We start from the raw sequence: 23,043 nt of genomic DNA, 5'->3' as shown, positions 1-23,043 counted from the left end.
GGCGACCGGTCACAGCGGGACCATGCGCCCCACCGCAAAGCCGGGCACCTCGCCCACCGCACCCTACGGGTTCGCTCGCCCGGTCCGGAGCACGCCACGCGCCGGTCGAACGCCGCGGAGCCGGACCGCGCCGGGCACGGCCGATCGCCGACCCCCGCGACGTCGCGCACACGTCGCCCACCTGCCGTTTCCTGTGCACAGTGCCGATGCCTTCTTACCGATCACGCAGGCCGCACGCCGAGGGAGCGGTCGGATCACCCCGCCTGGAGCACGAACCGCCGGGACGGTTGCGGCGACGGCGGAACGCGGTCCCGCTGCAACGCCCAGGAGGCGATGTTGTGGAACAGCGGAGCCACCGATCCGCCGCCGCTGCCGTCCGAACTGCGGACCGGGGCATCGAGCATGAGCCCGATCACGTAGCGCGGATTGTCCGCGGGAACCATGCCCGCGAACGTGATCCAGAACGACGACGTGGAATAGCACCGGCAGTTCGGGTCCACCTTCTGCGCGGTACCGGTCTTGCCCGCCACCTGGTAGCCCGTGACGGCCGCGGGCCATCCGGTGCCGTTCTGGTTGGCGTTCAGCGGGTCGCGCTGCACGACCGCCTGGAACATCGTCCGCAATGTGACCGCGGTCTGCGGGCTCACCACCCGCACTCCGTCCGGCTGGGTCTCCTCGGTGCGGGTGCCGTCCGGCGCGATCTGGGCGCGGACGATGCGGGGCGGGATGCGGACACCGTCATTGGCGATCGCCTGGTACATACTGGCCATCTGCAAGGTCGTCATCGAAAGACCTTGCCCGATGGGGAGATTCGCGAACGTGCCGCCGGACCATTGGTCGCGGTCCGGCATCAGTCCAGCGCTCTCCCCCGGCAGGCCGATCCCCGTGCGCTGGCCGAGCCCGAACCGGTGCGCCATGTCGGCGAAGCGGTTCTCTCCCACCCGCTGTGCCAGCAGGAGCGTGCCCACGTTCGAGGATCGGCCGAAGATCCCCGTGGTGGTGTACGGCTCGACATCGTGTGACCACGCGTCGTGCACGGTGACCCCCGCCATCTGGATCGCGCTGGGAACCTGCACGACCTCGTCGGGATCGGTCAAGCCGTACTCGATGGCCGCGGCCGCCGTGACGATCTTGTTCACCGAACCGGGTTCGAACACGTCCGTGACCGACGGATTGCTCAGATCGGCCCCGGCCCACTTCTGCGGTCCCAGCGCCGGGTTGAAGGTGTTGTCGTTGGCCATCGCCAGGACCTGTCCGGTCTTGGCGTCCAGGACGACCGCCGAGGCGGAGCCCGCTCCGGAGACGTCCTTCGCCTGCTGGACCTGTTGCTGCACGTAGTACTGCAGGTCCGAATCCAGCGTCAGCTCGACGGCCGACCCGTTGACCGCGGGCTGTTCGTCCCGCCAGCTGCCGGGGATGACCGCGCCGTCGGAGCCGCGATCGTAGGTGTGCGACCCGTCGGTGCCGGCCAGCACCGAGTCCAGCGACGATTCCAGCCCGACCTGGCCGTGGCCGTCCCAGCCGGTGGCGCCGACGACGTTCGCCGCCAGCGAGCCGCCGGGATAAACCCGGATGCTCTGCTGCTCCGAGCCGACCTGGGAGAACCGTTCGGTGATCTCACCCGCGATACGCGGATCGACATTGCGCGCCAAGTACACGAACGGCTCGTCGCTGCGCAACTTCGCCAGCAGGTCCGCTTCCGCAGGCGCGTCCTTGCCGACCTTTTCGTGGATGGTGCGCGCGATGGCGCGCAGCCGTTCGTCCGGGTCGGGCGCCTTGTCGTTCTTGGCCTTGGCGTCCGCCAGTTCCTGGCGAACCCGGACCGGTTGGAAGGTCAAGGCTTTCGCGGCGATGGTAAACGCCAGCGACTTGCCGTTGCGGTCGGTGATCGGCCCGCGGATCGCCGGGTCCGGCTGATGCGTGGTGCGCTGGCTGGCCGCCTGCGCCGACAGTCCCGGCGCCGCGACGCTCTGCACCCACAGCAGTTGCAGCGCGACCACGGCGAGCGCGACCAGCATGACCACCCGTCCGACGCCGAGGCGCAGCCGGAGCGGACCGTCCGAGACGGACACCGGGGCCTGGCGGGGCCTACCCGCGGCCCTGGGGGCGGAGGGGCCGCGGCGGCGGCGCTGCGCTTGCCTCGGATGCGTCACCGCGGCACTCCGCCGGGTACGCCCTGCTGCTGCGGTGCCTGCGGCAGAGCAGCGTCTGCCTGCGGTGTGCCCGCCGGTGGCGCGGCAGGTTCGGCGGACGGACCTGCCTGCGGCGGGTCGACCGGCGAAGGCGACGCCGGTGCGGGGTTCCCCGGTGTGGGCGCGGCGTTCACCGGAACGCTGTTCTGCGCCCCGGTGTTCGGACGCCCCTGCGCCGGGGCGCCAGGCGTGGTGGTGACCGGGACCACCCGTTCGCCCATGGCCGCGCGCGACGGGGAAGGCGCGTTCAGCGGCGGCGCCGGGGTGCCCTGGGCCGGGCTCGGCTTGCCGATGACCGTGACCGAGCCGTCCGGGCCGACGAGCAGGCGGGCCGGGTCCTTGGCCGGGATCATGCCGAGTTCCCGCGCTCGCGCGGCCAGTTCGGGGGCCGAATCGGCGGCTTCCACTTCGCGCTGCAGCGCGGCGCGCTCGTCGGCCAGCCGCCGGTTGGTGGCCCGTGCGTCGCCGAGCTGGTAGCTGTCTTCGGCGGCGCGGGTGGTCAGCAGCAAGGTGAGCGCAAGACCGCAGCCGAGCAGCGCGATGAGCGCCGTGACGAAGGGGATGCGCGCGGCCATCGCCGAGCGCCGCACGGCGGGCAGAAAGGCGCTCTCCGAACCGTTCTCGGCACGCATCCGCCGCCGCGCATAGGCACGCTGCGCGGCACCGGATTTCACCCGCTCGGCATCGTGGACCCGCCGGGCGACCCGGCCCGGCGCTTCGACGGTCCGTGTCCGCACGCTCATCGGTTCCCCTCCTCCGCGCGATGGTTCCTCATCGCGCCTCCTGGATCCGCTCCGCGGCGCGCATCCGCACCGGCGCCGCACGCGGGTTCTCCGCTATCTCCTGTTCGGTCGCTTTCTCCGCGCCACGAGTCAGCAGCCGGAACTCAGGTCCCATGCCCGGCAGTTCGACCGGAAGGCCCACCGGAGTCCTGGACGTGGTGTGCGCGGCTAGCTCCTGCTTGACCACTTTGTCCTCCAGCGATTGGTAGGACATCACGACGATGCGGCCGCCGACACGCAGCGCGGCGAGCGCCGCGGGCAGCGCGGCCCGCAGCGAATCGAGCTCTCGGTTGACCTCCACCCGCAGCGCCTGGAAGGTGCGCTTGGCCGGATGCCCGCCGGTGCGGCGGGTGGCCGCGGGAATCGTGGCGTACAGCAGTTCCACCAGTTCGGCGCTGGTGGTGAACGGCTTGATCTTGCGACGCCGGACCACCTCCGCGGCGATCCGGCTCGCGAAGCGTTCCTCGCCGTAGGTTTTCAGCACCCGGGCCAGCTCGCCGTGGCTGTAGGTGTTGAGCACGTCGGCGGCGGTGGGCCCGCTGGTCGGATCCATCCGCATGTCCAGCGGGGCGTCGACGGAATAGGCGAAGCCGCGCTCGGCCTCGTCCAACTGCATCGACGAGACGCCCAAGTCCATCAGAATCGCCGAGACCGATCCGGTGCGGGGCAGTCCCGCTTCGGTCAGCGCGTCGGCGATGCCGTCATAGCGGGTGTGCACCAACGTGATTCGGTCCGCGAACGGCTCGAGCCGTTCGCGGGCCAGTTTCAAGGCGGTGGTGTCGCGGTCCAGCCCGACCAGACGGATGTGCGGGTAGGTGCGCAGGAAGTGTTCGGCGTGACCACCGAGGCCGAGCGTGGCGTCGACGTAGACCGCGCCGGGCTCGGACAGAGCCGGGCCGAGCAACGCGTCGGCCCGTTCGAGCAGAACCGGAACATGGCGGGGGCCGCGCTGTTCACGGTTCACCTCGACCTCCCGGAGTCTGCCTCGCGTCGTCGCGCACCGCACACGGGTCGCCTTGCTACACAGTGAATTCTGATACCGAGTGCTCTCGATACGGATACGAATGCCCCGTGGTCTCTGACCGAACCTCGGCACCTGGCGTCGGGGAAGTACGTCAGGGTCCGCGTCCGGGCAGAGACCGCGCGGCACTCGTTCGCCCGCGGCTAGAAGATTCCGCCCAGCGACTCGTCTCTGGCTTGCGAGAAGTCCTCCTCGTGCTCGGCGAGGTAGGACTCCCACGCCTGCTTGTCCCATATCTCCAGGAAGTCGACCGAGCCGATCACCACGCAATCCCGTTTCAGGTTGGCGTAGCGACGGTGGTCGGCCGACAACACGATCCGGCCCTGCGCGTCCGGACGCTGCTCGTCCGTTCCGGCCGCGAGGGCCCGGACGAACGCCCGAGCCTGCGGGTTGCTTCGAGACGCGGCCGCGGCCCGCCGGGCGAGCGCGGTGAACTCTTCCTTCGGGTACACGGCAAGGCTGTGGTCCTGACCCTTCGTGACCATCAACCCTCCCGCCAGATCGTCTCGAAACTTCGCAGGCAACGTGAGTCGCCCTTTGTCGTCCAAGCGAGGTGTGTAGGTACCGAGAAACATCTCGATACCTCCCTAGTCGATCACCTCGATGGTCGGCCCTTCCGTACTGCGCGCTCCACATTACCCCACTTTCCCCCACTTTCAATCGAAACAGGCGGTGATCTGGCTCCCGACCCAGACGATTCCGCAGGTCATCCCAGCTATCACCGGCGTGGAGAACTTTTCGCGAGTTCTGCCGACACGCGCGGCCCCCTGGGACAAACATCCGAAAACACCCAGCAAACGCCCTGATGGACCGGACGAGGACCGCCGCGGGGGGCGTGGTGGGGGAAGTTTGTGGGGAGGTGTGGGGGAAGCGGGAAGTCCCGCCCGAAGATCATCCACACAACTGTGTTCCGCACGCACGAGACGGCGACGCCGCACCATTGCGGTGCGGCGTCGCCGTCCGTACTGAAGTTATCCGGCTACGGGCGAGCTATTCCTGCTCGAACCGTCTACGGAAGCGGTCCTCCATGCGCTCGGAGAAGCCACCGGACTTGCGCTGGCGTCCACGTCCGCCCGAACCGCCGCTCGCGGAGGCGTCGCCGCCGGACCGGTCGTTCTTGGCGACGCTCTTGGAGGTGCCGAGCAGCAGAAGCACACCCGCACCGAACATGACGATGAACCCGATCAGGCTGATGATCGGGAAGCCGCCGGGCTTCACGGGCGCCGCGATTCCCGCGACGAGGAGAAACAGGCCGAGGACGAACAACGCCGCGGCCTGGAGTCTGCGACGACTCGAGGACGAACGAAGCCGTCCGCCGCGGACGGTCGAGGCGAACTTGGGATCCTCAGCATAGAGAGCGCTCTCGATCTGTTCGAGCATGCGCTGCTCGTGCTCGGAGAGTGGCACGGTACCTCCCCCGGCACTAGGACGTGGCTGTCGCCTCCGGGTAGGCGACAGATAGCCGACCTTGGCGGCTATCTGACACCAATGATACGAGTTCGATCAGGGCCAGACCACCTAGTCGACGATAACTAAGCGGTCATGCCGCCGGTCCAGCCCGGCGCGGGTCGCAGCCGAGCCGACGCCGAGAGGAGATCTTCCACGTCATGGAGGAATGCGCCCACCCGGGAAGCGAACTCGTCGGCCTCGAGGTCGTCGACATTCCGGTCCAGGCCCGCCTCCAGCGCGGCCCGGATCTCCGAGCGCGCGCTGAAGTAGTCGGCCCACATCACGAACTCGGGCGCGGCGCGCTGCAGGAGCACCCACGCGTTGCGCGAGCGCGCCCGGGGCGCGGCGTCGGCGCCCGTGAGGGCGAGCACCGCGCCCGCACCACGCAGCGCCGCCAGGTAGGCGGTGCGGAACCGCTCCCGCGGATCGCGTTCCCCCGCCGCTTGCATGAGCAAACCGTCCGCCCGCTCCAGCAGCTTGCCGGCCCGGCCGGGCTGCCCCGGGTGTTCCACTCGACCAGACATCGCCGTCCCTCCACCTCGCGCACCGTGGTCCGGGCCCGCACTGGAGAGGGCGTGCCCCACCGCATTCCAGCACCACTCGGACCGAACAGGTATTCGAACGTTTGAATTGAGCTTGAATATAGAGACGCCCACCGACAAACTTCCGCGTCCGCGCGACCGACGAGAGCCATGACCGCCGTCAAGCCCAATCACACACCCGCACCCGCCGTCGTCGACCTCTCGGTGGCGGCGCTGCGCTCCCGGCTGCACGACGCGCTGGCGGTCTACGTCGCGGCGATGGACTATCCGCGCGGCACCGAGCACCATCGCGCGCCGATGTGGACCGAGCACACCACCCGCCCCGGCTGGCAGGCCGTCGCCGCCGTGGTGCCCGACGACTCGGGCCGGATCGATCTGCGCAGCGCGCCCATCGTCGCGATCGCCTACGGCTACCGCGGCGCCGCCCACCAGTGGTGGCACCAGCAGGTGCACAGCGGAATGCGGCGCTCGGGCTGGCCGGAACACTCCGCGCGCGAACTGCTCTCGGACTATTTCGAGCTGACCGAACTGCATGTGCATCCCACCGCGCAGGGCCGCGGCATCGGCGCCACGCTGCTGGAACGATTGCTGCGCGACCGCACCGAGCGCGCCGTGCTGCTGTCGACCCCCGAAGTCGACCGCGAGGACAACCGCGCCTGGCGGCTGTATCGCAGGGAGGGATTCACCGACGTGGTCCGCAACTTCGTGTTCGCCGGGGACAACCGGCCGTTCGCGATCCTGGGCAGGCGACTGCCGCTATGAGGGCGACGTGTCGGTAGTCGTCGTCGGCTCGGGGCACAACGCCCTGGTCGCCGCGTGCTACCTGGCCCGCGCCGGGCACGCGGTCGAGGTGCTCGAACGCGACGACGTGCTCGGCGGCGCGGTGTCGACGGTGGAGCGCTTCCCCGGCCATCGGGTCGATCGCGGCTCGTCGGCGCACATCATGATCCGCCATACCGGCATCATCGAGGAGCTGGAGCTCGACCGCTTCGGGCTGCGCTACATCGACTGCGACCCATGGGGATTCACGCCCGCCCATGCCGGCCGCCCGGCCATCGTGTTCCACCGCGACCTGGACGCGACGTGCGCGTCGATCGCGGCGGCCTGCGGTCCGCGGGACGCGGCGGCGTATCGGCGGTTCGTCCAGGTGTGGGGGCCGCGCAGCGCTCGCGTGATGCGGGCCTTCGGTGGCGGGCCGACGCCGGGCAGGTTGGTGCGGTCGTTCTGGGGGCTTGACGCGGACGACGGCGGAAGCGCGCTGTCGCGGGAGTTCCTGCAATCCGGAGACGCATTGCTGGACACCTGCTTCGAGGACGAACGGCTGAAAGCGTCGCTGGCCTGGTTCGGCGCGCAGTCCGGGCCGCCGATGTCGGAGCCCGGCACGGCGCCGATGGTCGGCTTCGCCGCGCTCCTGCACACGTTGCCGCCGGGCCGCGCGGTGGGCGGCAGCGGCGCACTGACCGAGGCCCTGGTGGCGCGGCTGCGATCCGACGGCGGAGTGGTGCACGCGGGCGACGCGGTGACCGCCCTGCGGCGCGTCGGCGACGGCTGGCGGGTGCACACTACGTCGGGCCGAGAACTGCGCGCCGACATCGTTATCGCGGGCGCGCACGTGCTGACCACGCTGGATCTGCTGCGCGACGGCGGATTCGACGCCGCGCGGCTGGACGACTGGCGGCGGCGCATCCGGGTCGGTCCCGGTATCGGGATGGTGGTGCGGGTCGCCGCCGCGGCCCTGCCCCGCTACCCGGGCAGCCCGGCCGATGACTCCGCTCGGGGCCTGCAATTCCTGGTGTCCGATCGAGCGCAACTGCGCCGCGCGCACGGCGCGGCGCTGGCCGGGGAGCTGCCGCCACGGCCGGTGGTGCTGGCGATGAGCTTCTCCGCGCTGGACCCGACCATCGCGCCGCCGGGTGAGCACCAGCTGTCGCTGTGGGCGCAGTGGCATCCGTACCGGCTGGCGGACGGCCGCGACTGGGCCGCGCTCGCGCAGCGGGAGGGCGACCGGATCATCGCCGAAGTCGACTCCTACGCACCCGGTTTCGCCGACGCGGTGCTGCGCAGGCACGTGCAGACGCCGGTGGACCTGGAGCGCGAACTCGGGCTCGTCGGCGGCAACGTCATGCACGTGGAGATGTCGCTGGACCAGATGATGCTGTGGCGTCCGCTGCCGGAACTGTCCCGGCAGCGGGTACCCGGCGCGCCGGGCCTGTATCTGACCGGCGCGTCCACGCATCCCGGTGGCGGCGTCTCCGGGGCCAGCGGCCGCACGGCCGCCCGGCTCGCCCTGCGCGACCTGCGTCGGTACTGGCGTCCGCGGTGGTTCGGACAATGACCCAACCGGACTACTCACCGCGCGCGGCGGCACACCGAACCGAATCGACACGCCCCGCAGAACCAGCACCGACATCCACGGCGGTTCGGACGATGACACACCTGGACGACTCACCGCGCGCGGCGGCACACCGAACCGAATCGACATCCCCCGCAGAACCAGCACCGACATCCACGCTGGCTCCGACGATGACACACCCGGACCACTCACCACGCGCGGCGGCGGGCCGGACGGAACCGACACGCGAACATCCCGCAAGAACCGCCGAGCATCAGTGGTTCCGTTCGCCGCGATTTCTCTTTCCGGTGGTCCTCGTCGCGCTGACGGTTGTCGCGCAGATCGGTTATCCGCTCACCGCGGGCGGCGCGCGCGACCGGATCACGGCCGCGGTCGTGCTGCTCTCCGCCGGTGCCGCGCTGGCGCATGCGACCGCGACCAGGGGAATTCGGTATGCGGTCGGCTTTCTGGTGCTCGTCTCCGGCGTCGGGCTGCTGGCCGAGGTGATCGGTACGGCGACGGGCCTGCCGTTCGGCTGCTATGCCTATGCGAGCGACCGGCTCGGTCCGGCTTTGCTGGACGTGCCGTTGATCGTTCCGCTGGCCTGGACCGGCGGGATGTATCCGGTGTGGGTGGTGGCCGGGATGGTGTCGCGACGCACGGCGTCGCGGATCGCGCTGACCGCGCTCGGCGCGGTGGGCTGGGATCTGTTCCTGGATCCGCAAATGGTCGCCGACGGGCAGTGGACCTGGTGCGACACCAGCTCCGGCCTGCCCGGGCTGGCGCAGATTCCGTACACCAACTATCTGGGTTGGTTCGGTGTCGCACTCGTGATGGCGGGATTGCTGGCGGCCTGGGAACGCGCGGCGCCCGATCCCGTCCGTACGCCGCGAAGCGACCGCGCGAGCGCGCTCGCCGTGCCGGTCGCGCTGTTCCTGTGGACCTGGCTGGGGTCGGCGCTGGCCCATGCCGCGTTCCTCGGCCTGCCGTCGTCCGCGGGTTACGGCCTGGTCGGGATGGGTGTGCTCGGAGCGCCCTTGCTGGTTGTCCTGGCTCGCGCGCGGCCCTGACCAGGCGCGACCCGCTCGCCGCGGCAGGTGGGTCCCCGGCCTGGCCTTCAGCGCCGCCGTGCGGGCATGCCATGTTTCACCTTTGTGCCCCCACAGCTCGGACCCACGCGGAACGCCTGGTCGAACCTGAGCACGGCCGCGACGGCACACGGCCGCCATCGGGCCGCTGTCCGGCCGACGCGCGTCACGACTGGCGCGTTTCATTCCGGACCGATGGCCTGGCACGATGTCACCCGTGCAGCCGAGTTCCGTCACCACGATGTCCGATGCCCCGGATCGCCCGCAGCGCAACGGCCCACGCCGCGGCGTGCGGGTCGCGGCGGCCGTCCTGCTGGCGGCGTTGCTGGTCCCGGTGCTCGCGAGCTGCCTGCGGGTGCAGGTTTCGATGGGCCTGTCGTCCAACGACCGGGTGTCCGGACGGATCGTCGCCGCCGTGGTGCCCACCGGCCCCGACGACAAGGGTCCGCAGCTGAAGGCGCCCGAATCGCTCGCCGCGAAGGTGCGGGTGGAGCCGTACGCCCAGGACGGATACGCGGGCAGCGAGGTGTTCTTCGAGGACTTGTCCTTCGGCGAGGTGCAGCAGCTGGGGCAGCTGTCCGAGCAGACCCAGGGCATGTTCCAGCTGCAATTCCAGCGCACCGGCGACCTGGTCACCCTGGCCGGCCGGGTCGACCTGAAATCCGTTCCGCCGCACGGCTCCGACGTGCAGTTCACCATCGCGTTCCCGGCCCGGGTCGCGAAGACCAACGGCAGCCGCGAGGGCGACAACGTGGTGTCCTGGAAGCTGCCGCCCGGCGACGTCTCCACGCTCCGGGCCGAGGTCAGCTACGCCGACCCGAACACCCGCTCGTTCGCGGGCTGGGCCGGCATCGTCGGCGGCATCACCCTCGCGGTGGCCGCCATCATCGCCGCCCTGGCCTATCTGGACCGCAACCCCGCCCCGCCCGGTGCGCCGGAAGGGTTCTCCCTGAGCCGCTGGTGGCGCTCGGTAACGCAGAATCACTGAGCGGACCGTCGGTGCCCCGGGATAGCGTGGCGCCCATGGTGAGTGCCGATCGGCCGAAAACGTTGCGCGCGAACTCCGTCCTGCCCACCTGCGCCACGGCGCTGGCGGCGCTCGGCGCGGGTGTCGCGCTATACAACCGGTTCACCGTGCCGCGGTTGGCGAATACGCCGACGACGGTGATCGAACCGGTCACCGTCTGCGTCCCGGCGCGCGACGAGGCCGACCGGCTACCGGATCTGATCGCCGATCTGCGCGCCCAGCTGGGGATTCCACGCCTGGCGGTGCGCATCCTCGACGACGGCTCCACCGACGACACCTCCGCCGCCGCACGCGCGGCGATCGATGGCGATCCCCGATTCACCGTGCTGCGCACCGAGTCCGACCCGGACCCCGGCTGGACCGGCAAAGCGGCGGCCTGCGTCCGGCTGGCCGAGGGTGTGGCGACGCCGGTGCTGATCTTCCTGGACGCCGATGTGCGCCTGGCCCCGACCGCTCTGGCGGCGGCGGTGGGCGCGCTGCGCAGAAGCGGCGTCGCGCTGGTCTCGCCGTGGCCGCACCAGCTGGCCGGGTCGGCGGCCGAGGCGGTGGTGCAGCCGCTGCTGTGCTGGTCGTGGGCCTCGACGCTGCCGATCGACGCCGCCGATCGGAGCCTGCGCCCGTCCACGGCGGTGGCCTGCGGCCAATTCCTCGTGTTCGACAACGCCGCCTACCGCGCGGTGGGCGGCCACGCCGCGGTGGCCGGGAGCGTCACCGAGGATCTCGATATCGCGCGCACGCTGCGCCGGGTCGGTCACCGCACGGCCTTGGTGGCGGCGGGACCGCTCGCGCGGACCAGGATGTACCGGGGCGCAGGCGAACTGGACGCGGGCTACACCCGCTGGCTCTGGTCGGCCTACGACGGCACGATAACGGGCGGAGCCGCGGTGGGAGCGCTTGCCGCCCTTGCCTATTGGCTGCCGCCCGCCGCCGCCGTGCTCGGCAGCGGCCCGGTCCGGCGAACCGGCCAGCTCGGCTATCTCGCCGCCGTCGCGGGTCGGCTGCTGGCCCGTTCGACGGAAACCGGGGGACCGCTCCGCTACACGGATGTCCTTGCCGCCCTGGCGCATCCGGTGTCGGTGGGCGCGTACCTGCTGCTGTGGGCGCGTTCGCACCGTGCCCGCCGCCGGGGCACGGTGCGCTGGAAAGGGCGCCCTCTGGAATAGCGCTCGCGGTTCACTTGCCGACGCTCCCCGCACGACCGCGCCCCCGGCAGCCGTCGCCATGGTCGGGGCAGGGCTACCGGCCGAACCTCATGGCACGGTGGTGAGTCCGACCGTCGGCAAGAAGTGGCAGGACTTGGCGCCGTTCTGGACCGTGCCGAACACCGCGGCGAGCACGGTGCCACGGCCGGTGTCGACCGGGACCGCGCGCACGCCGCCCATCGGCAGCGACGTGAAGAGGAAGTCCCGGATCGCCTCCTCCGCGGCGGGTCGCAGTTCCGGCGGAACGGCGGCGGGGATCATCGCGCGGGCGACCTCCGACAGCGGCCCCATGGTGGCCGTGCCGCTGCGCCCATTGTTCAGGTTGACCCAGGCGACCTGCATGCCAGCGGTGTTCGGACCGTCCGGCCCGAGCCCGTAAGGCACGAAGGTGAACATGGCCTGCCCCGCCTTGACGGCGTTGAGGTCGAGGCCGGGGATCTGCACGGTGTTCTTCGGCCACGGGCCCGGAATGGAGCCGGCCACCGCGGGCGCCAGGCCGAGGGTCGTGTTGTCGAGGCACAGCGCCGCGGCGGCCGGGTACAGGAACGGTTCGATGCCGAGCGTGCGGAGTGCGTTGACCGCGGAGTTGTAGACGCCCCAAAGATCACCGGGCGCGGCGGTCTGCGTGGTGTGGTCGGAGACTGCGGGAGCCGGGTCGTCCGGGGCCGCGAGCGCGGCGCCGGGTCCGGCGAGCGCGATAGCGACCGAGCCGGTCGCGACAGCGGACAACATGGTCAGACGGCGCAACATGATCACGAAACCTCCTCATCGGCGGAACGATCGAGGGGCACAGTACTCCGGCAAACGCACTCAACAGCTGAGATTGAGCCCAGCAATTTCAGAGCAGTCCAGTTTGCCCGGATCGGATCGACGGCGTTGATCGACCCTTGACGGGCAAGGCCGTATGCTCACCGGACCACCGCTGTCCCGCGCCACGCGCCGGTGCGCGATGACGCGCCGGGCTCGATCCGGCAGCGCATTCCTGGCTACTACAAAGATCCGATGAATCCGGGCGCGACAAGGTCTACGCTCACGGTGATTACTTCTCTTGTCCAGGGGTTCGCTTGCTGGGCATCATGATTCGGCTCGACCCTGACATCGGCTGACGCGGGGTCGGCACCAACCATCCAGAGCGACCGAGAGACCTGGCTCGTCGACGTCGCAGCAACCCCCCGGTCACCGGGTGCGGGTGCTTCCGCCGGGACCGATGGAGGAACCGAAGTGATCATCGAGGACCCGTCACGGAGTGAGCGCGGCGAGCGGGCAATGGACACAGCCGTGTTCGCGGTCATGCCGGAACCGGGCACCGGAGAGGTACGGGCATGACCGCGTCCGCCGCGGCACCCGATGCCGCCCCGCTCGGCGATCCGGCCCCGATCGGCACGCCCGCTGCCGCGACCGCAGGGGTTGCAACGCCCACCGTGGCCAAGACCTGCCACCCCTGGCGATGGGTGGTGAGCGCCGTCGCTCTGGTCCTGCTCGCCCAGTTCGCGCACGGCCTCGCCACCAATCCCGGCTGGGACTGGCCGACGTTCGCGCGGTACGTCACGGCGAAATCGGTGCTGGCGGCATTGCGGGTGACCATGGAGCTCACCGTCTGGGGCACCGCGCTGGGGTTCCTGCTCGGTACCGCGCTCGCGGTCGCCCGGCTGTCGAACAATCCGGTGCTGCGGGTGATCTCGTGGGTCTACATCTGGGCGTTCCGTTCCATCCCGTTGATCGTGCAGCTGCTGTTCTGGTTCAACATCGCCTACCTGTACCAGACGCTCTCGGTGGGCATCCCGTTCGGCCCGGCGCTGTTCACCTTCGAGGTGAACGGCGTGATCAGCGGCTTCACCGCCGCGGTGATCGGGCTGGCCCTGCACCAGGCGGCGTATTCGGCCGAAATCATCCGCGCCGGGTTCATCTCGGTCGACGCGGGCCAGCTGGAAGCGGCCGCCGCGCTGGGGATTCCGCGGCTGCGGCAGTTCCGCACCGTGGTGGCCCCGCAGGCGATGCGCTCGATCCTGCCGAACGCGACCAACGAGGTGATCAGCCTGTTCAAGGGCACCTCGATCGTGTCGGTGATGGCGATCGCGGAGCTGTTCTATCAGGTGCAGGTGATCTACGGCCGCAACGGGCGGGTGGTGCCGCTGCTGATGGTCGCGACGGTCTGGTACATCGTGCTCACCACCGTGCTCTCGGTGGCGCAGTACTACATCGAGCGCCACTACGCCAAAGGCGCGCACCGCACTCCGCCGCCGTCGCCGTTGCGGCGCGCGTGGCAGAAGCTGCGGGAAGTCGCCGAGATCGGCTCCGGCGCGCCGCGCGGAGCGACCCGATGACCGCCACGCCCGCCGTCGAGGTTCGCGGCGTCCGGAAATCCTATGGCCCGCACGAGGTGCTGCGCGGTATCGATCTGACCGTCCGCTCCGGCGAGGTGGTCGCGGTGATCGGCCCGTCCGGCTCCGGCAAGTCGACCCTGCTGCGCGTGGTGAACCATCTGGAATCGCTGGACGCGGGCACCGTGCGCATCGACGGCGAGCTGATCGGATACCGCCTGCGCCGCAACCGGCTGCACGCGCTGCCGGACCGGGAGGTGCGCAAGCAGCGTTCCCGGATCGGGTTCGTCTTCCAGCAGTTCAATCTGTTCCCGCACCTCACAGTGCTCGACAACGTCACGCTGGCACCGCTTTCCGCGCAGCGACGCGACCGCGCCGACGTCGAGCGCGAGGCGAAGGACCTGCTCGAGCGCGTCGGCATCGGACACCTCGCCGATGCCTATCCGCGCAGGCTGTCCGGCGGGCAGCAGCAGCGGGTGGCGATCGCCAGGGCGCTGGCGCTGCGGCCGCGGGTGATCCTGTTCGACGAGCCGACCTCCGCGCTGGACCCGGAGCTGGTCGGCGAGGTGCTCGACGTGATCCGCGACCTCGCGCACGGCGGCACCGCCCTGGTGATCGTCACCCACGAAATCGGTTTCGCTCGCGAGGTCGCCGACACCGTGGTGTTCCTCGACGAGGGCGTCATCGTCGAGCAGGGCCCGCCCTCGGTCGTCCTCGAGCACCCCGAACACCCGCGCACCCGCGCCTTCCTTTCCCGAGTCCGCTGATGAACAGGTATCCGATGAAGCTTTCCGCCCTGGTCACCGCCGCCGCGACCGCGGTCGCGCTGCTGGCCACCGGCTGCGCCGAACCCGAGGCGGACTCCGCCGCGCAGCCCGCCGGGTCGATCACCTTCGACCTGTCCCCCGCCCAGTCCGGCCGGGTCCGAGCCGCGAAGGTCGACGCCATCGCCGCGGAGGTGCCGCAGGCGATCCGCGACCGCGGCACCCTGATCGTGACCGGCGCGGCCGGTGCCGCGCCGCCGCTGCGGTTCTACGCCACCGACGACAAGACCGTGGTCGGCTCCGAAGTCGACTTCGCCTCGCTGATCGCCGACATCCTCGGCCTGCGACTCGACGCGCAGGTGGCGGATTGGTCGCAGAACTTCGTGCGGGTGGACTCGGGCGAGGTGGACGCGTTCATCTCCAACGTGACCGTCACCGAGGAGCGCAAGGAGAAGTACGACTTCGCGACCTACCGCAAGGACAACGTCGCGCTGGAGATCCCGATCCAGAGCACGCTGGACTACAAGGATCGCACCAGCTTGGCGGGCAAGCGGATCGGCGTCGGCAGCGGCACCAACCAGGAGCAGTTGCTGGTCAAGTGGAACGAGCAGAACCGGGCCGAGGGCCTCGCGCCGATCGACATCGCCTATTTCCAGCAGACCACCGACTACTACCTGGCGCTGGCCTCGCAGCGGCTGGACGGCTATCTGGGCCCCAACCCGACCGCGATCTACCACGCGGCAACCGCGAAGCAGACCAAGATCGTGGCCACCTTCTCCGGCGCGGGCGAGGCGCTGCAAGGCGAGATCGCGGTGCTCACCAAGAAGGACACCGGGCTGATCCGGGCGGTGCAGCACGCGCTGGCCCACGCCATCGAGAACGGCAGCTATCAGCAGGTGATCGACCGCTGGGGTTTGCGGAGCGAGACGGTCACCGAGTCGCGGATCAACCCGCCCGGCCTGCCGAAGAAGCGGTGAGCCGGTGACACCGCAGCTTTCGACCGCGACACTGCGCGTGCACCGGGTGACCCAGGACGACCCGCTGGCAGCGCCCCTGCTGGCCGAACTCGCGCTGGAATACAGCAGCCGGTACGGCCGCACGCCCGGCGAAGTGCACGCCTCGCTGCGCGAGCACCCGGCCACGGCGTTCGCGCCGCCGCACGGCGCCCTGCTGGTCGTCACCCGGGACGGGGAGGCGGTGGCGGGCGGCGCGTTTCAGCGCTACGACGCGCGGACCGCTGAGCTGAAACGGATCTGGACGTCCCGCGAGCACCGCAGGCAGGGGCTCGGCCGGTTCGTGCTCGATCGACTGGAGGCCGAGATCACCCGCCGCGGCTACCGGCGCGTCTACCTGACCACCGGACCGCGCCAGCCCGAAGCGGTCGGCCTCTACCTCGCCGCGGGCTACCTCCCGCTGTACGACCCGGACCTGCCCGCGGAGCAGATCGGCCCGCACCCGTTCGAAAAGCACCTGCCCGCCGCCAGTTTGGGAGCGACCGCATGAAGTTCCTGCTGTTCACCCTCGTCACCCGGGTGCCGGACCCGCGGACCGGCCGCCTGCCCGGCACCCGCGAGCGCCTGCGTGATGTCGTCGCCCAGGCGCGACTGGCCGAAGAGCTGGGCTACGACGGGTTCGCCGTCGGCGAGCGGCACGAGGACCCGTTCCTGTCCGCCGCGCCGCCGGTGATCCTCTCGCACCTGGCCGCCGTGACCTCACGGATCACGCTGTTCACCGCGGTGACCACGCTGAGCCTGCTGGATCCGGTGCGCGCCTTCGAGGACTACTCGACGCTGGACAACCTCTCCGGCGGCCGCCTGGAGCTGATCATCGGCAAGGGCAACGGCGCCGCGCAGGCGCAGCTGTTCCACGTCACCACCGACGACCAGTGGGATCGCAATCGCGACGGCTACGAGCTGTTCCGCGCGCTGTGGGCCAGCGACAGCGTCACCTGGTCCGGGCGGTTCCGTCCGCCGCTGCGCGAGGCCAAGGCGCTGCCGCGGCCGCTGCAACCGAAGGTTCGGATCTGGCACGGCAGCGCGACCAGCCGCGATTCGGTGGAACTGGCCGCGCGCCACGGCGATCCGCTGTTCTCGGCGAACGTCACCAATCCGATCGAGCCCTACGCCGAGCTGGTGCGCCACTACCGGGAACGCTGGGCGTTCCACGGCAACGATCCGGCCGACGCGCTCGTCGGAGCGGGCACCGCCGGATTCCAGGTGGCGCGCACCTCGCAGGAGGCGCGGGCGGCCTTCGCGCCGATCTTCGAGGCGCGACTGGCCTTGGCGCGCAAGCTCGGGCTGCCCGTCGTGTTCGAGACCCTCGACGACTTCGTGGCGCGCAGCTCGGCGTTGATCGGCAGCCCGGAGCAGGTGATCGACAAGGTCGGCCGCCAGCACGAGCGGCTCGGTCACGAAGTCATCCACCTGTCCGCCGAACGCGACGGACGCCCCGAACGGCAGTACCTGGACGGCCTCGAGCTGTTCCAGGCCGAAGTGGCGCCCGAACTGCGCCGCCGCATTCCCAGCCGACCGTTGGCGACCGGCGTCGCCGATCCCGTATCGGGCGAGGAGCTCGCCCACACCGAAGTATCTGGAGTTGCCCCGTGATCCGATCCCGTCACCGAATCCTCGCGCTGGCAGGCGCGCTTGCCGCGGCCACCACGGTGGCCGCCTGCGGCAGTGATTCGGCCGCGCCCGGCGGCGACGCGGGCCCGCCCCAGCCCGGCGGCACGCTGCGCTACGGCCTGTCGCAGGCGCCGACCTGCTCGGATCCGGCGCAGGCGGGCACCAACCAGACCATCTACGTGGCCAGGCAGATCGTCGATTCGCTGACCGACCAGGATCCGGCCACCGGCGAGCTGAAGCCGTGGCTGGCGCAGCGCTGGGAGGTCAGCCCGGACGCGAAGGTGTTCACCTTCCATCTCACCGACGGCGTCACCTTCAGCGACGGCACGCCGCTCACCGCGGACTCGGTGCGCAACACGTTCGACTCGGTCGTCAAGCTAGGGTGGGGCAAAGCGCCGCTGGGCAGCAGCTATCTCACCAACTACGTCGGCACCACCGCCGTCGACCGGCTCACCGCGCGGGTGGAGTTCGGCAAGCCCAACGCGCAGTTCCTGCAGGCGTCCTCGACCACGCAGCTCGGCATCCTGGCCGACGTCACCACGGCCAAGCCCGCCGAGCAGCGCTGCCTCGGCGACAACGTCGGCAGCGGGCCGTTCACCTACGCGGCCTACCGCCAGGACGCGGCGGTGACGCTGGCCAAGCGCACCGGCTACCACTGGGGTTCGGCCGTGTTCGCGCACCGCGGCGAGGCCTACCTCGACAAGATCGAGTTCACCGTGGTGCCGGAATCCGGCGTGCGCACCGGCAGCCTCGCCTCCGGGCAGCTGGACGCGATCAGCGACGCGCTGCCGCAGGACGCGCCGCAGATCGAAGCCGGGGGCGGGCGGGTGCTCAGCACCGCCAATCCCGGTGTGCCGTTCGGGTTCCAGCCGAACGTCACGCGCGGACCGCTGCGCGATCCCGCGGTGCGCCAGGCGCTGCTGCCCGCCATCGACCGCAAGCAGCTGGTCGACACCGTGCTCGGCCCGCAGTTCAAGCCCGCGACCAGCGCGCTGGCCAGCAAGACGCCCGGCTACACCGATCTCTCGGCGCGCCTGGCCTACGATCCCGCCAAGGCGCGCGGCATCCTCGACCAGGCTGGCTGGGTGCCCGGCGCGGACGGCATCCGCGCCAAGAACGGTGAGCGCCTGTCCTTCTCGGTGCTGTTCAGTCAGGTCTTCGCGGGCAACCAGGCGATCATCGAGCTGGTGCAGCAGCAGCTGCGGCAGGTCGGGGTCGAGCTGAAGCTGGACCTGGTGTCGGCCGCGGAGACCACGGCCAGGCAGAACGCCAAGAACTTCGACACCGCCTACTACAACAGCACCCGCGCCGACGGCGACATCCTGCGCACCTCGTTCGGTGTCGACGGCCGCAATCTCAATGCCCGCGAGCCGATTCCCGCGCTGGACGATGCGCTGACCGGTCAGCTGAGCACCGTGGACACCGCGGCACGCAACGCGCTGATCCGCACCGCGCAGCAGCAGGTCCTCGATGCCGGGCTGTGGATTCCCACGGTCGAGCTGTCGCAGGCGATCGGAGTGGGCGCGAACACCCAGGACCTGAAGTTCGAAGCCTCGGCGCGGCTGCAGTTCTTCGACACCTGGCTGAGCGGGCGGTAGCCATGGCGCGCTATCCGGCCCTGCGGGCGGTGCAGGCGGTCTGGGTGCTGTGGGCGGCGTTCACGCTGTCGTTCGTGGTGCTGTACCTGCTGCCCGCCGACCCGGTGTCGATCGCGGCCGACGGCGGCGGCGCGGGCACGCCGGTGGACCAGGCCGCCATCGCCGAGCTGCGAGCCCGCTACGGGCTGGATCGGCCGCTGTGGGATCAGTATTGGACCGCGCTCGGGCACGCCCTCCGCGGCGATCTCGGACACTCCATCGTCACGGGCCAGCCGGTCACCGACGCGATCGGCGACGCACTGCCCGGGACTCTCGCACTGACCGGCACGGCCTTGCTCTTCGCCGTTCTCGGCGGGGTCTCGGTCGCGTTCGCGGCCACCTACACCCGGCGCCCGTGGCTGCGCAACGCCCTGGCCGCGCTGCCGTCGCTCGGGGTGTCGGTACCGACCTTCTGGACCGGACTGCTGTTGCTGCAACTGTTCTCGTTCCACTGGCGGCTGGTCCCCGCGTTCGGCGGCCACGGTTTCGCCGGGACGGTGCTGCCCGCGCTCACCCTGGCCCTGCCGATCGGCGCGGTGATCGCGCAGGTGCTCACCGCCGGGCTGGAAACCACGTGGCGTCAGCCGTTCGTCGACGTGGCGCTGGCCAAGGGCGGGTCACGCTGGTGGGTGCAGCGCACCCACGTGCTGCGCCCGGCCAGCGTGCCCGCGTTCACCATCGCGGGCGTCCTGGTCGGCAACATGCTGGCCGGATCGGTCGTGGTCGAGACGGTCTTCGCCCGCCAGGGCGTCGGGCGGCTGACCCAGACCGCCGTGCTGGCCCAGGACATCCCGGTGGTGCAGGGCATCGTGCTGCTCACCTCGGTGGTGTTCGTCAGCGTGAACCTCGCGGTCGACCTGATCTACCCGCTGCTCGACCCGCGCATCGCGGCGCGGTCGCGCGGCGGCGCGGACCGCGAGTCCGAGCACATCGCCGTCGACGCCGCCGAGGAGGCGATCATCCGTGCCTGACACTTGCCCTCGCCCGTCGTCGCGTGCCGAGGAGGTGACGACCCGTGGTTGACGTGACCGAGGAACGCCGCGGCGCGGTCCTGACCGGCCTGCGGCGACCGGCCGTGCGCTGGAAATGGTTGCGCGGCAATGCCGGACTGCTGGTGGCGGGCGCCGTCGCGCTGCTCGCCGTGGGCTGGGCGCTGGCGCCGTCGGTGTTCGCGAGCGGCGACCCGCTGACCGGAGTCCCCGCGCGGAAGTTCCAGGCGCCCAGCGCCGAACACTGGTTCGGCACCGACAATCTCGGACGCGACCTCTACACCCGGATGGTGCACGGCGCGGGGCTCTCGCTGACCGCCACCCTGGCCGCGGTCGGCATCGCGCTCGTCGCCGGGTCGGTTCTGGGTCTGCTGTCCGGTGCGATCGGCGGCGTGGTCGACGCGATCGTCATGCGGTTGGTCGACGTGCTGCTGTCGGTCCCTTCGCTGCTGCTGTCGCTGGCGCTGGTGACCGCGCTCGGCTTCGGCACCCGCAATGTGGCCGTGGCGGTGGGTATTTCGCTGGTGGCCAATTTCGCGCGCGTGATGCGTTCGGAGGTGCTGCGGGTGCGCCAGGCGGACTATGTGGAGGCCGCCCACGCCGCGGGCGTCCGCTGGTACACCGTGCTGGCCAGGCACGTGCTGCCCAACGCCTACCAGCCGGTGCTGGCGCTGGCCGCGGTCGAGTTCGGCATGGCGGTGCTGGCGGTGTCGGCGCTGAGCTTCCTGGGCTACGGCGCGAAACCACCGACCCCCGAGTGGGGCACGCTGATCTCCGAAGGCCGCAACTATCTCGCGACCGCCTGGTGGATGACCACCCTCCCCGGCTTCGTCATCATCGCCGTCGTCCTCGCCGCTCAGCGCCTCGGGCGCGCCATCGCGAAGGGGGAGAACGCATGAGCCCGGCTCCGCTGTTACGTGTCGAGGACCTGCGGGTGCGCTATCGGTCCGATTCCGGGCCGGTCACCGCGCTGGCGGGTGTCTCGCTCACCGTGGCCCGCGGCGAGGTGGTGGCGCTGGTCGGCGAGTCCGGCTCCGGCAAGTCCACACTCGCCCAAGCCGTGATCGGGCTGCTCGGGGCCAACGCCGAGATCACCGGCGGAACCGTCATTTTCGACGGCTCGGTGGTCGACACCGGGTCCGAACGCGCGCTGCGGCGGCTGCGCGGAGCCAGGATCGGTTTCGTCCCGCAGGACCCGGGGTTGTCGCTGAACCCGGTGCGGCGCGTCGGCGACCAAGTGGCCGAAGCGCTGATCGTGCACGGGCTGGCGGCCCGCACGGCGGCGCGAGCGCGAGCGATCGAACTGCTGGCCGACGCCGGGCTGGACCGCCCGCGGCTGCGCGCGGCGCAGTACCCGCACGAGCTGTCCGTCGGTCAGCGGCAACGGGTGCTGATCGCGGCCGCCCTGGCCTGCGCACCCGACCTGGTCATCGCCGACGAGCCGACCAGCGCACTGGACGCCACCGTCGCGCGACGGGTACTGGACCGGCTCGCGGAGCAGATCGCGGCGCGCGGCGCGGCGGTGCTGCTGATCACCCACGATCTGGCCGTGGCCGCCGAACGCGCGGACCGGCTCGTCGTGCTCAGCGGCGGCGAGGTGGTGGAGAGCGGTCCGACCGCCGAGCTGCTCGCCGCGCCGCGCCATCCGTACACCAAGCGACTGCTCGCCGCCTCGCCGAGCCTGGCTCCGCCGGGCGCCTACCGCGCCGCCGAACCCAGGGACGGCAAGCCGCTGCTGGTCCTGCGGGAGGTGCACAAGACCTTCCGTGCGCAGGGCGGCGACACGGTGACCGCGGTGGCCGGAGTCGGATTCGAGCTCGGCCGAGGTGAGACGCTGTCGCTCGTCGGGGAGTCCGGCTCCGGCAAGTCCACCACGGCCCGGATCGCCTTGCGGCTCACCGAACCCGACCGCGGCGAAGTCACCTTCGACGGCCAGGAGTTGTCGCAGGTGCGCGGCGCGCGACTGCGTGCGCTGCGCAAGCGCTTCCAGGTGGTGTATCAGAACCCGTACGCCTCCTTGGACCCGCGCTGGCGGGTGGGCGCGATCATCGAGGAACCTCTGCGCGCGTTCGGGATCGGTGCGCGCGCGGCGCGCCGGGAACGGGTGACCGAATTGCTCGAGCAGGTCGCGTTGCCCGCGGAGTTCGCGCAGCGCCGACCCGCCGAACTGTCCGGCGGACAACGCCAGCGCGTCGCCATCGCCAGGGCCCTCGCCCTGCATCCCGAGCTGCTGGTGCTCGACGAACCGGTCTCCGCGCTGGACGCGTCGGTGCAGGCGCAGATCCTCGAGCTGCTCGACCGCCTGCAAGCCGAGCTGTCGCTGAGCTACCTGTTCATCTCGCACGATCTGGCGGTGGTCCGCCGGATCAGCGATCACGTCGCGGTGCTGCGCCACGGCCGGATCGTCGAAAGCGGCCGCACCGCAGACATTTTCGACAACCCGCGGCACGAGTACACGCGTGAGCTGCTGTCAGCCATCCCCGTCCCGGCCGGGAAAGAAGCTTCCTGATGCCGAACCCGACCTACCGCCACAGCCGGGTGCTGAACCGGCGCGAACACCGGGCGCCATGCCGCAGCCGACCCGAACCGGCCCCGCCCGCCACGACCACCCGTATCCGCACACCGGAGCCCACCACCGGCCACGAGCCGAGCACGTGGTGGCACCCACCGAAAAGGATCGCCCAGATGGTGTATTCCGCCTTCTCCCACCGGAAACCGGCCGACTCCGACGCCGAACCGTTCCCCGGGCCGGACATCCCGGCCGAGCCCGACACCGGCGCGGCACGGTGGTGGCGCACCCACCTGCGCGCGCCGCGCACCGCCGAGACGCCCGACGGTGGGCGCGTGCACCCCGCCGCGCCGCGGCGCGCCGAACGGAATCGCCGCGTCGGCCGGTTGACGCGGCGGCGCACCGAGCTGTGGCAGCAGGCGCTGTTCTCGGCGCCCGACGTGGCCGGCGCGGGCGTCCACCCGGCACTGCGTCAGCAGATCGACGCCGACGGCACGGCCTGATGGCGCGCCGCCGAACCACCCCGCGTGACCGTCTCGGCCTGCGCGATCACCACCACCCCGA

At 71.0% G+C, this 23,043-nt stretch carries 22 protein-coding genes and 1 riboswitch; of the genes, 15 read left to right on the top strand and 7 right to left on the bottom strand.

Annotated elements, in window-relative coordinates; translation table 11 throughout:
- Nucleotides 1-254 precede the first annotated feature (254 nt).
- From ON34_RS09250 to ON34_RS09220, 6 genes are all read right to left on the bottom strand, one after another.
- A complete protein-coding gene (locus ON34_RS09250) occupies nt 255-2,018 on the bottom strand; it encodes a peptidoglycan D,D-transpeptidase FtsI family protein (RefSeq protein ID WP_040777025.1) in 1,764 nt (587 codons plus the stop codon).
- 131 nt (nt 2,019-2,149) lie between these two features.
- Nucleotides 2,150-2,935, bottom strand: a complete 786-nt coding sequence (gene ftsL / locus ON34_RS09245) for a cell division protein FtsL (RefSeq protein WP_040776877.1) — start codon at nt 2,933-2,935, stop codon at nt 2,150-2,152.
- Between the two features lie 28 nt (nt 2,936-2,963).
- A complete protein-coding gene (gene rsmH / locus ON34_RS09240; protein ID WP_040776874.1) occupies nt 2,964-3,938 on the bottom strand; it encodes a 16S rRNA (cytosine(1402)-N(4))-methyltransferase RsmH in 975 nt (324 codons plus the stop codon).
- Between the two features lie 200 nt (nt 3,939-4,138).
- Nucleotides 4,139-4,570 carry a division/cell wall cluster transcriptional repressor MraZ gene (gene mraZ, locus ON34_RS09235; RefSeq protein ID WP_040776870.1) on the bottom strand — a complete coding sequence of 144 codons (432 nt, stop codon included), beginning with the start codon at nt 4,568-4,570 and terminating at the stop codon, nt 4,139-4,141.
- Between the two features lie 415 nt (nt 4,571-4,985).
- Nucleotides 4,986-5,402, bottom strand: coding sequence for an SCO2097 family morphological protein (locus ON34_RS09225; RefSeq protein ID WP_040776867.1), 417 nt, complete (start codon nt 5,400-5,402; stop codon nt 4,986-4,988).
- Between the two features lie 125 nt (nt 5,403-5,527).
- Nucleotides 5,528-5,968, bottom strand: a complete 441-nt coding sequence (locus ON34_RS09220) for an SAV_6107 family HEPN domain-containing protein (protein ID WP_051022301.1) — start codon at nt 5,966-5,968, stop codon at nt 5,528-5,530.
- Between the two features lie 168 nt (nt 5,969-6,136).
- Here ON34_RS09220 and ON34_RS09215 point away from each other — a divergent pair, with 168 nt between their 5' ends.
- From ON34_RS09215 to ON34_RS09195, 5 genes are all read left to right on the top strand, one after another.
- Nucleotides 6,137-6,748 carry a GNAT family N-acetyltransferase gene (locus ON34_RS09215; protein WP_040776865.1) on the top strand — a complete coding sequence of 204 codons (612 nt, stop codon included), beginning with the start codon at nt 6,137-6,139 and terminating at the stop codon, nt 6,746-6,748.
- A gap of 7 nt (nt 6,749-6,755) precedes the next feature.
- Nucleotides 6,756-8,321 carry a phytoene desaturase family protein gene (locus tag ON34_RS09210; RefSeq protein ID WP_040776863.1) on the top strand — a complete coding sequence of 522 codons (1,566 nt, stop codon included), beginning with the start codon at nt 6,756-6,758 and terminating at the stop codon, nt 8,319-8,321.
- 305 nt (nt 8,322-8,626) lie between these two features.
- Nucleotides 8,627-9,388, top strand: coding sequence for a carotenoid biosynthesis protein (locus tag ON34_RS09205; protein WP_040777018.1), 762 nt, complete (start codon nt 8,627-8,629; stop codon nt 9,386-9,388).
- A gap of 259 nt (nt 9,389-9,647) precedes the next feature.
- Nucleotides 9,648-10,394, top strand: a complete 747-nt coding sequence (locus ON34_RS09200) for an LppM family (lipo)protein (RefSeq protein WP_051022316.1) — start codon at nt 9,648-9,650, stop codon at nt 10,392-10,394.
- 35 nt (nt 10,395-10,429) lie between these two features.
- Nucleotides 10,430-11,596 carry a glycosyltransferase family 2 protein gene (locus tag ON34_RS09195; protein WP_083889252.1) on the top strand — a complete coding sequence of 389 codons (1,167 nt, stop codon included), beginning with the start codon at nt 10,430-10,432 and terminating at the stop codon, nt 11,594-11,596.
- Between the two features lie 87 nt (nt 11,597-11,683).
- Here ON34_RS09195 and ON34_RS09190 read toward each other — a convergent pair whose 3' ends face one another.
- On the bottom strand, nt 11,684-12,385 hold the full coding sequence (locus ON34_RS09190) for a hypothetical protein (RefSeq protein ID WP_040777008.1): 702 nt from the start codon (nt 12,383-12,385) through the stop codon (nt 11,684-11,686).
- Between the two features lie 370 nt (nt 12,386-12,755).
- A riboswitch (SAM riboswitch) is annotated at nt 12,756-12,849 on the top strand.
- Nucleotides 12,850-12,957: 108 nt separating this feature from the next.
- Here ON34_RS09190 and ON34_RS09185 point away from each other — a divergent pair.
- From ON34_RS09185 to ON34_RS09140, 10 genes are all read left to right on the top strand, one after another.
- On the top strand, nt 12,958-13,959 hold the full coding sequence (locus ON34_RS09185; protein WP_040776861.1) for an amino acid ABC transporter permease: 1,002 nt from the start codon (nt 12,958-12,960) through the stop codon (nt 13,957-13,959).
- On the top strand, nt 13,956-14,723 hold the full coding sequence (locus tag ON34_RS09180) for an amino acid ABC transporter ATP-binding protein (RefSeq protein WP_040776859.1): 768 nt from the start codon (nt 13,956-13,958) through the stop codon (nt 14,721-14,723). Before ON34_RS09185 ends, ON34_RS09180 begins: the two co-directional genes overlap by 4 nt.
- Nucleotides 14,724-14,737: 14 nt before the next feature.
- A complete protein-coding gene (locus tag ON34_RS09175) occupies nt 14,738-15,697 on the top strand; it encodes an ABC transporter substrate-binding protein (RefSeq protein WP_373291890.1) in 960 nt (319 codons plus the stop codon).
- 4 nt (nt 15,698-15,701) lie between these two features.
- On the top strand, nt 15,702-16,223 hold the full coding sequence (locus ON34_RS09170; protein WP_040776855.1) for a GNAT family N-acetyltransferase: 522 nt from the start codon (nt 15,702-15,704) through the stop codon (nt 16,221-16,223).
- On the top strand, nt 16,220-17,326 hold the full coding sequence (locus ON34_RS09165) for an LLM class flavin-dependent oxidoreductase (protein ID WP_040776853.1): 1,107 nt from the start codon (nt 16,220-16,222) through the stop codon (nt 17,324-17,326). Before ON34_RS09170 ends, ON34_RS09165 begins: the two co-directional genes overlap by 4 nt.
- Nucleotides 17,323-18,942 carry an ABC transporter substrate-binding protein gene (locus ON34_RS09160; RefSeq protein WP_040776851.1) on the top strand — a complete coding sequence of 540 codons (1,620 nt, stop codon included), beginning with the start codon at nt 17,323-17,325 and terminating at the stop codon, nt 18,940-18,942. The genes ON34_RS09165 and ON34_RS09160 overlap by 4 nt, the downstream gene beginning before the upstream one ends.
- Before the next feature lie 2 nt (nt 18,943-18,944).
- The gene (locus ON34_RS09155; RefSeq protein ID WP_051022300.1) at nt 18,945-19,952 is read left to right on the top strand and encodes an ABC transporter permease; all 1,008 of its coding nucleotides are present in this window, start codon (nt 18,945-18,947) and stop codon (nt 19,950-19,952) included.
- A gap of 104 nt (nt 19,953-20,056) precedes the next feature.
- Nucleotides 20,057-20,869, top strand: a complete 813-nt coding sequence (locus ON34_RS09150; protein ID WP_373291893.1) for an ABC transporter permease — start codon at nt 20,057-20,059, stop codon at nt 20,867-20,869.
- On the top strand, nt 20,866-22,479 hold the full coding sequence (locus tag ON34_RS09145) for a dipeptide ABC transporter ATP-binding protein (RefSeq protein ID WP_040776848.1): 1,614 nt from the start codon (nt 20,866-20,868) through the stop codon (nt 22,477-22,479). The genes ON34_RS09150 and ON34_RS09145 overlap by 4 nt, the downstream gene beginning before the upstream one ends.
- Nucleotides 22,479-22,982: a hypothetical protein gene (locus ON34_RS09140; RefSeq protein ID WP_040776846.1), complete on the top strand. Its 504-nt coding sequence runs from the start codon at nt 22,479-22,481 to the stop codon at nt 22,980-22,982. Before ON34_RS09145 ends, ON34_RS09140 begins: the two co-directional genes overlap by 1 nt.
- Nucleotides 22,983-23,043 lie beyond the last annotated feature (61 nt).

Source organism: Nocardia pneumoniae NBRC 100136 (assembly GCF_000308755.1).
Classification (GTDB): domain Bacteria; phylum Actinomycetota; class Actinomycetes; order Mycobacteriales; family Mycobacteriaceae; genus Nocardia; species Nocardia pneumoniae.
Note: the sequence above shows the minus strand (reverse complement) of the source record. Positions and strands in the feature narration are given on the sequence as shown.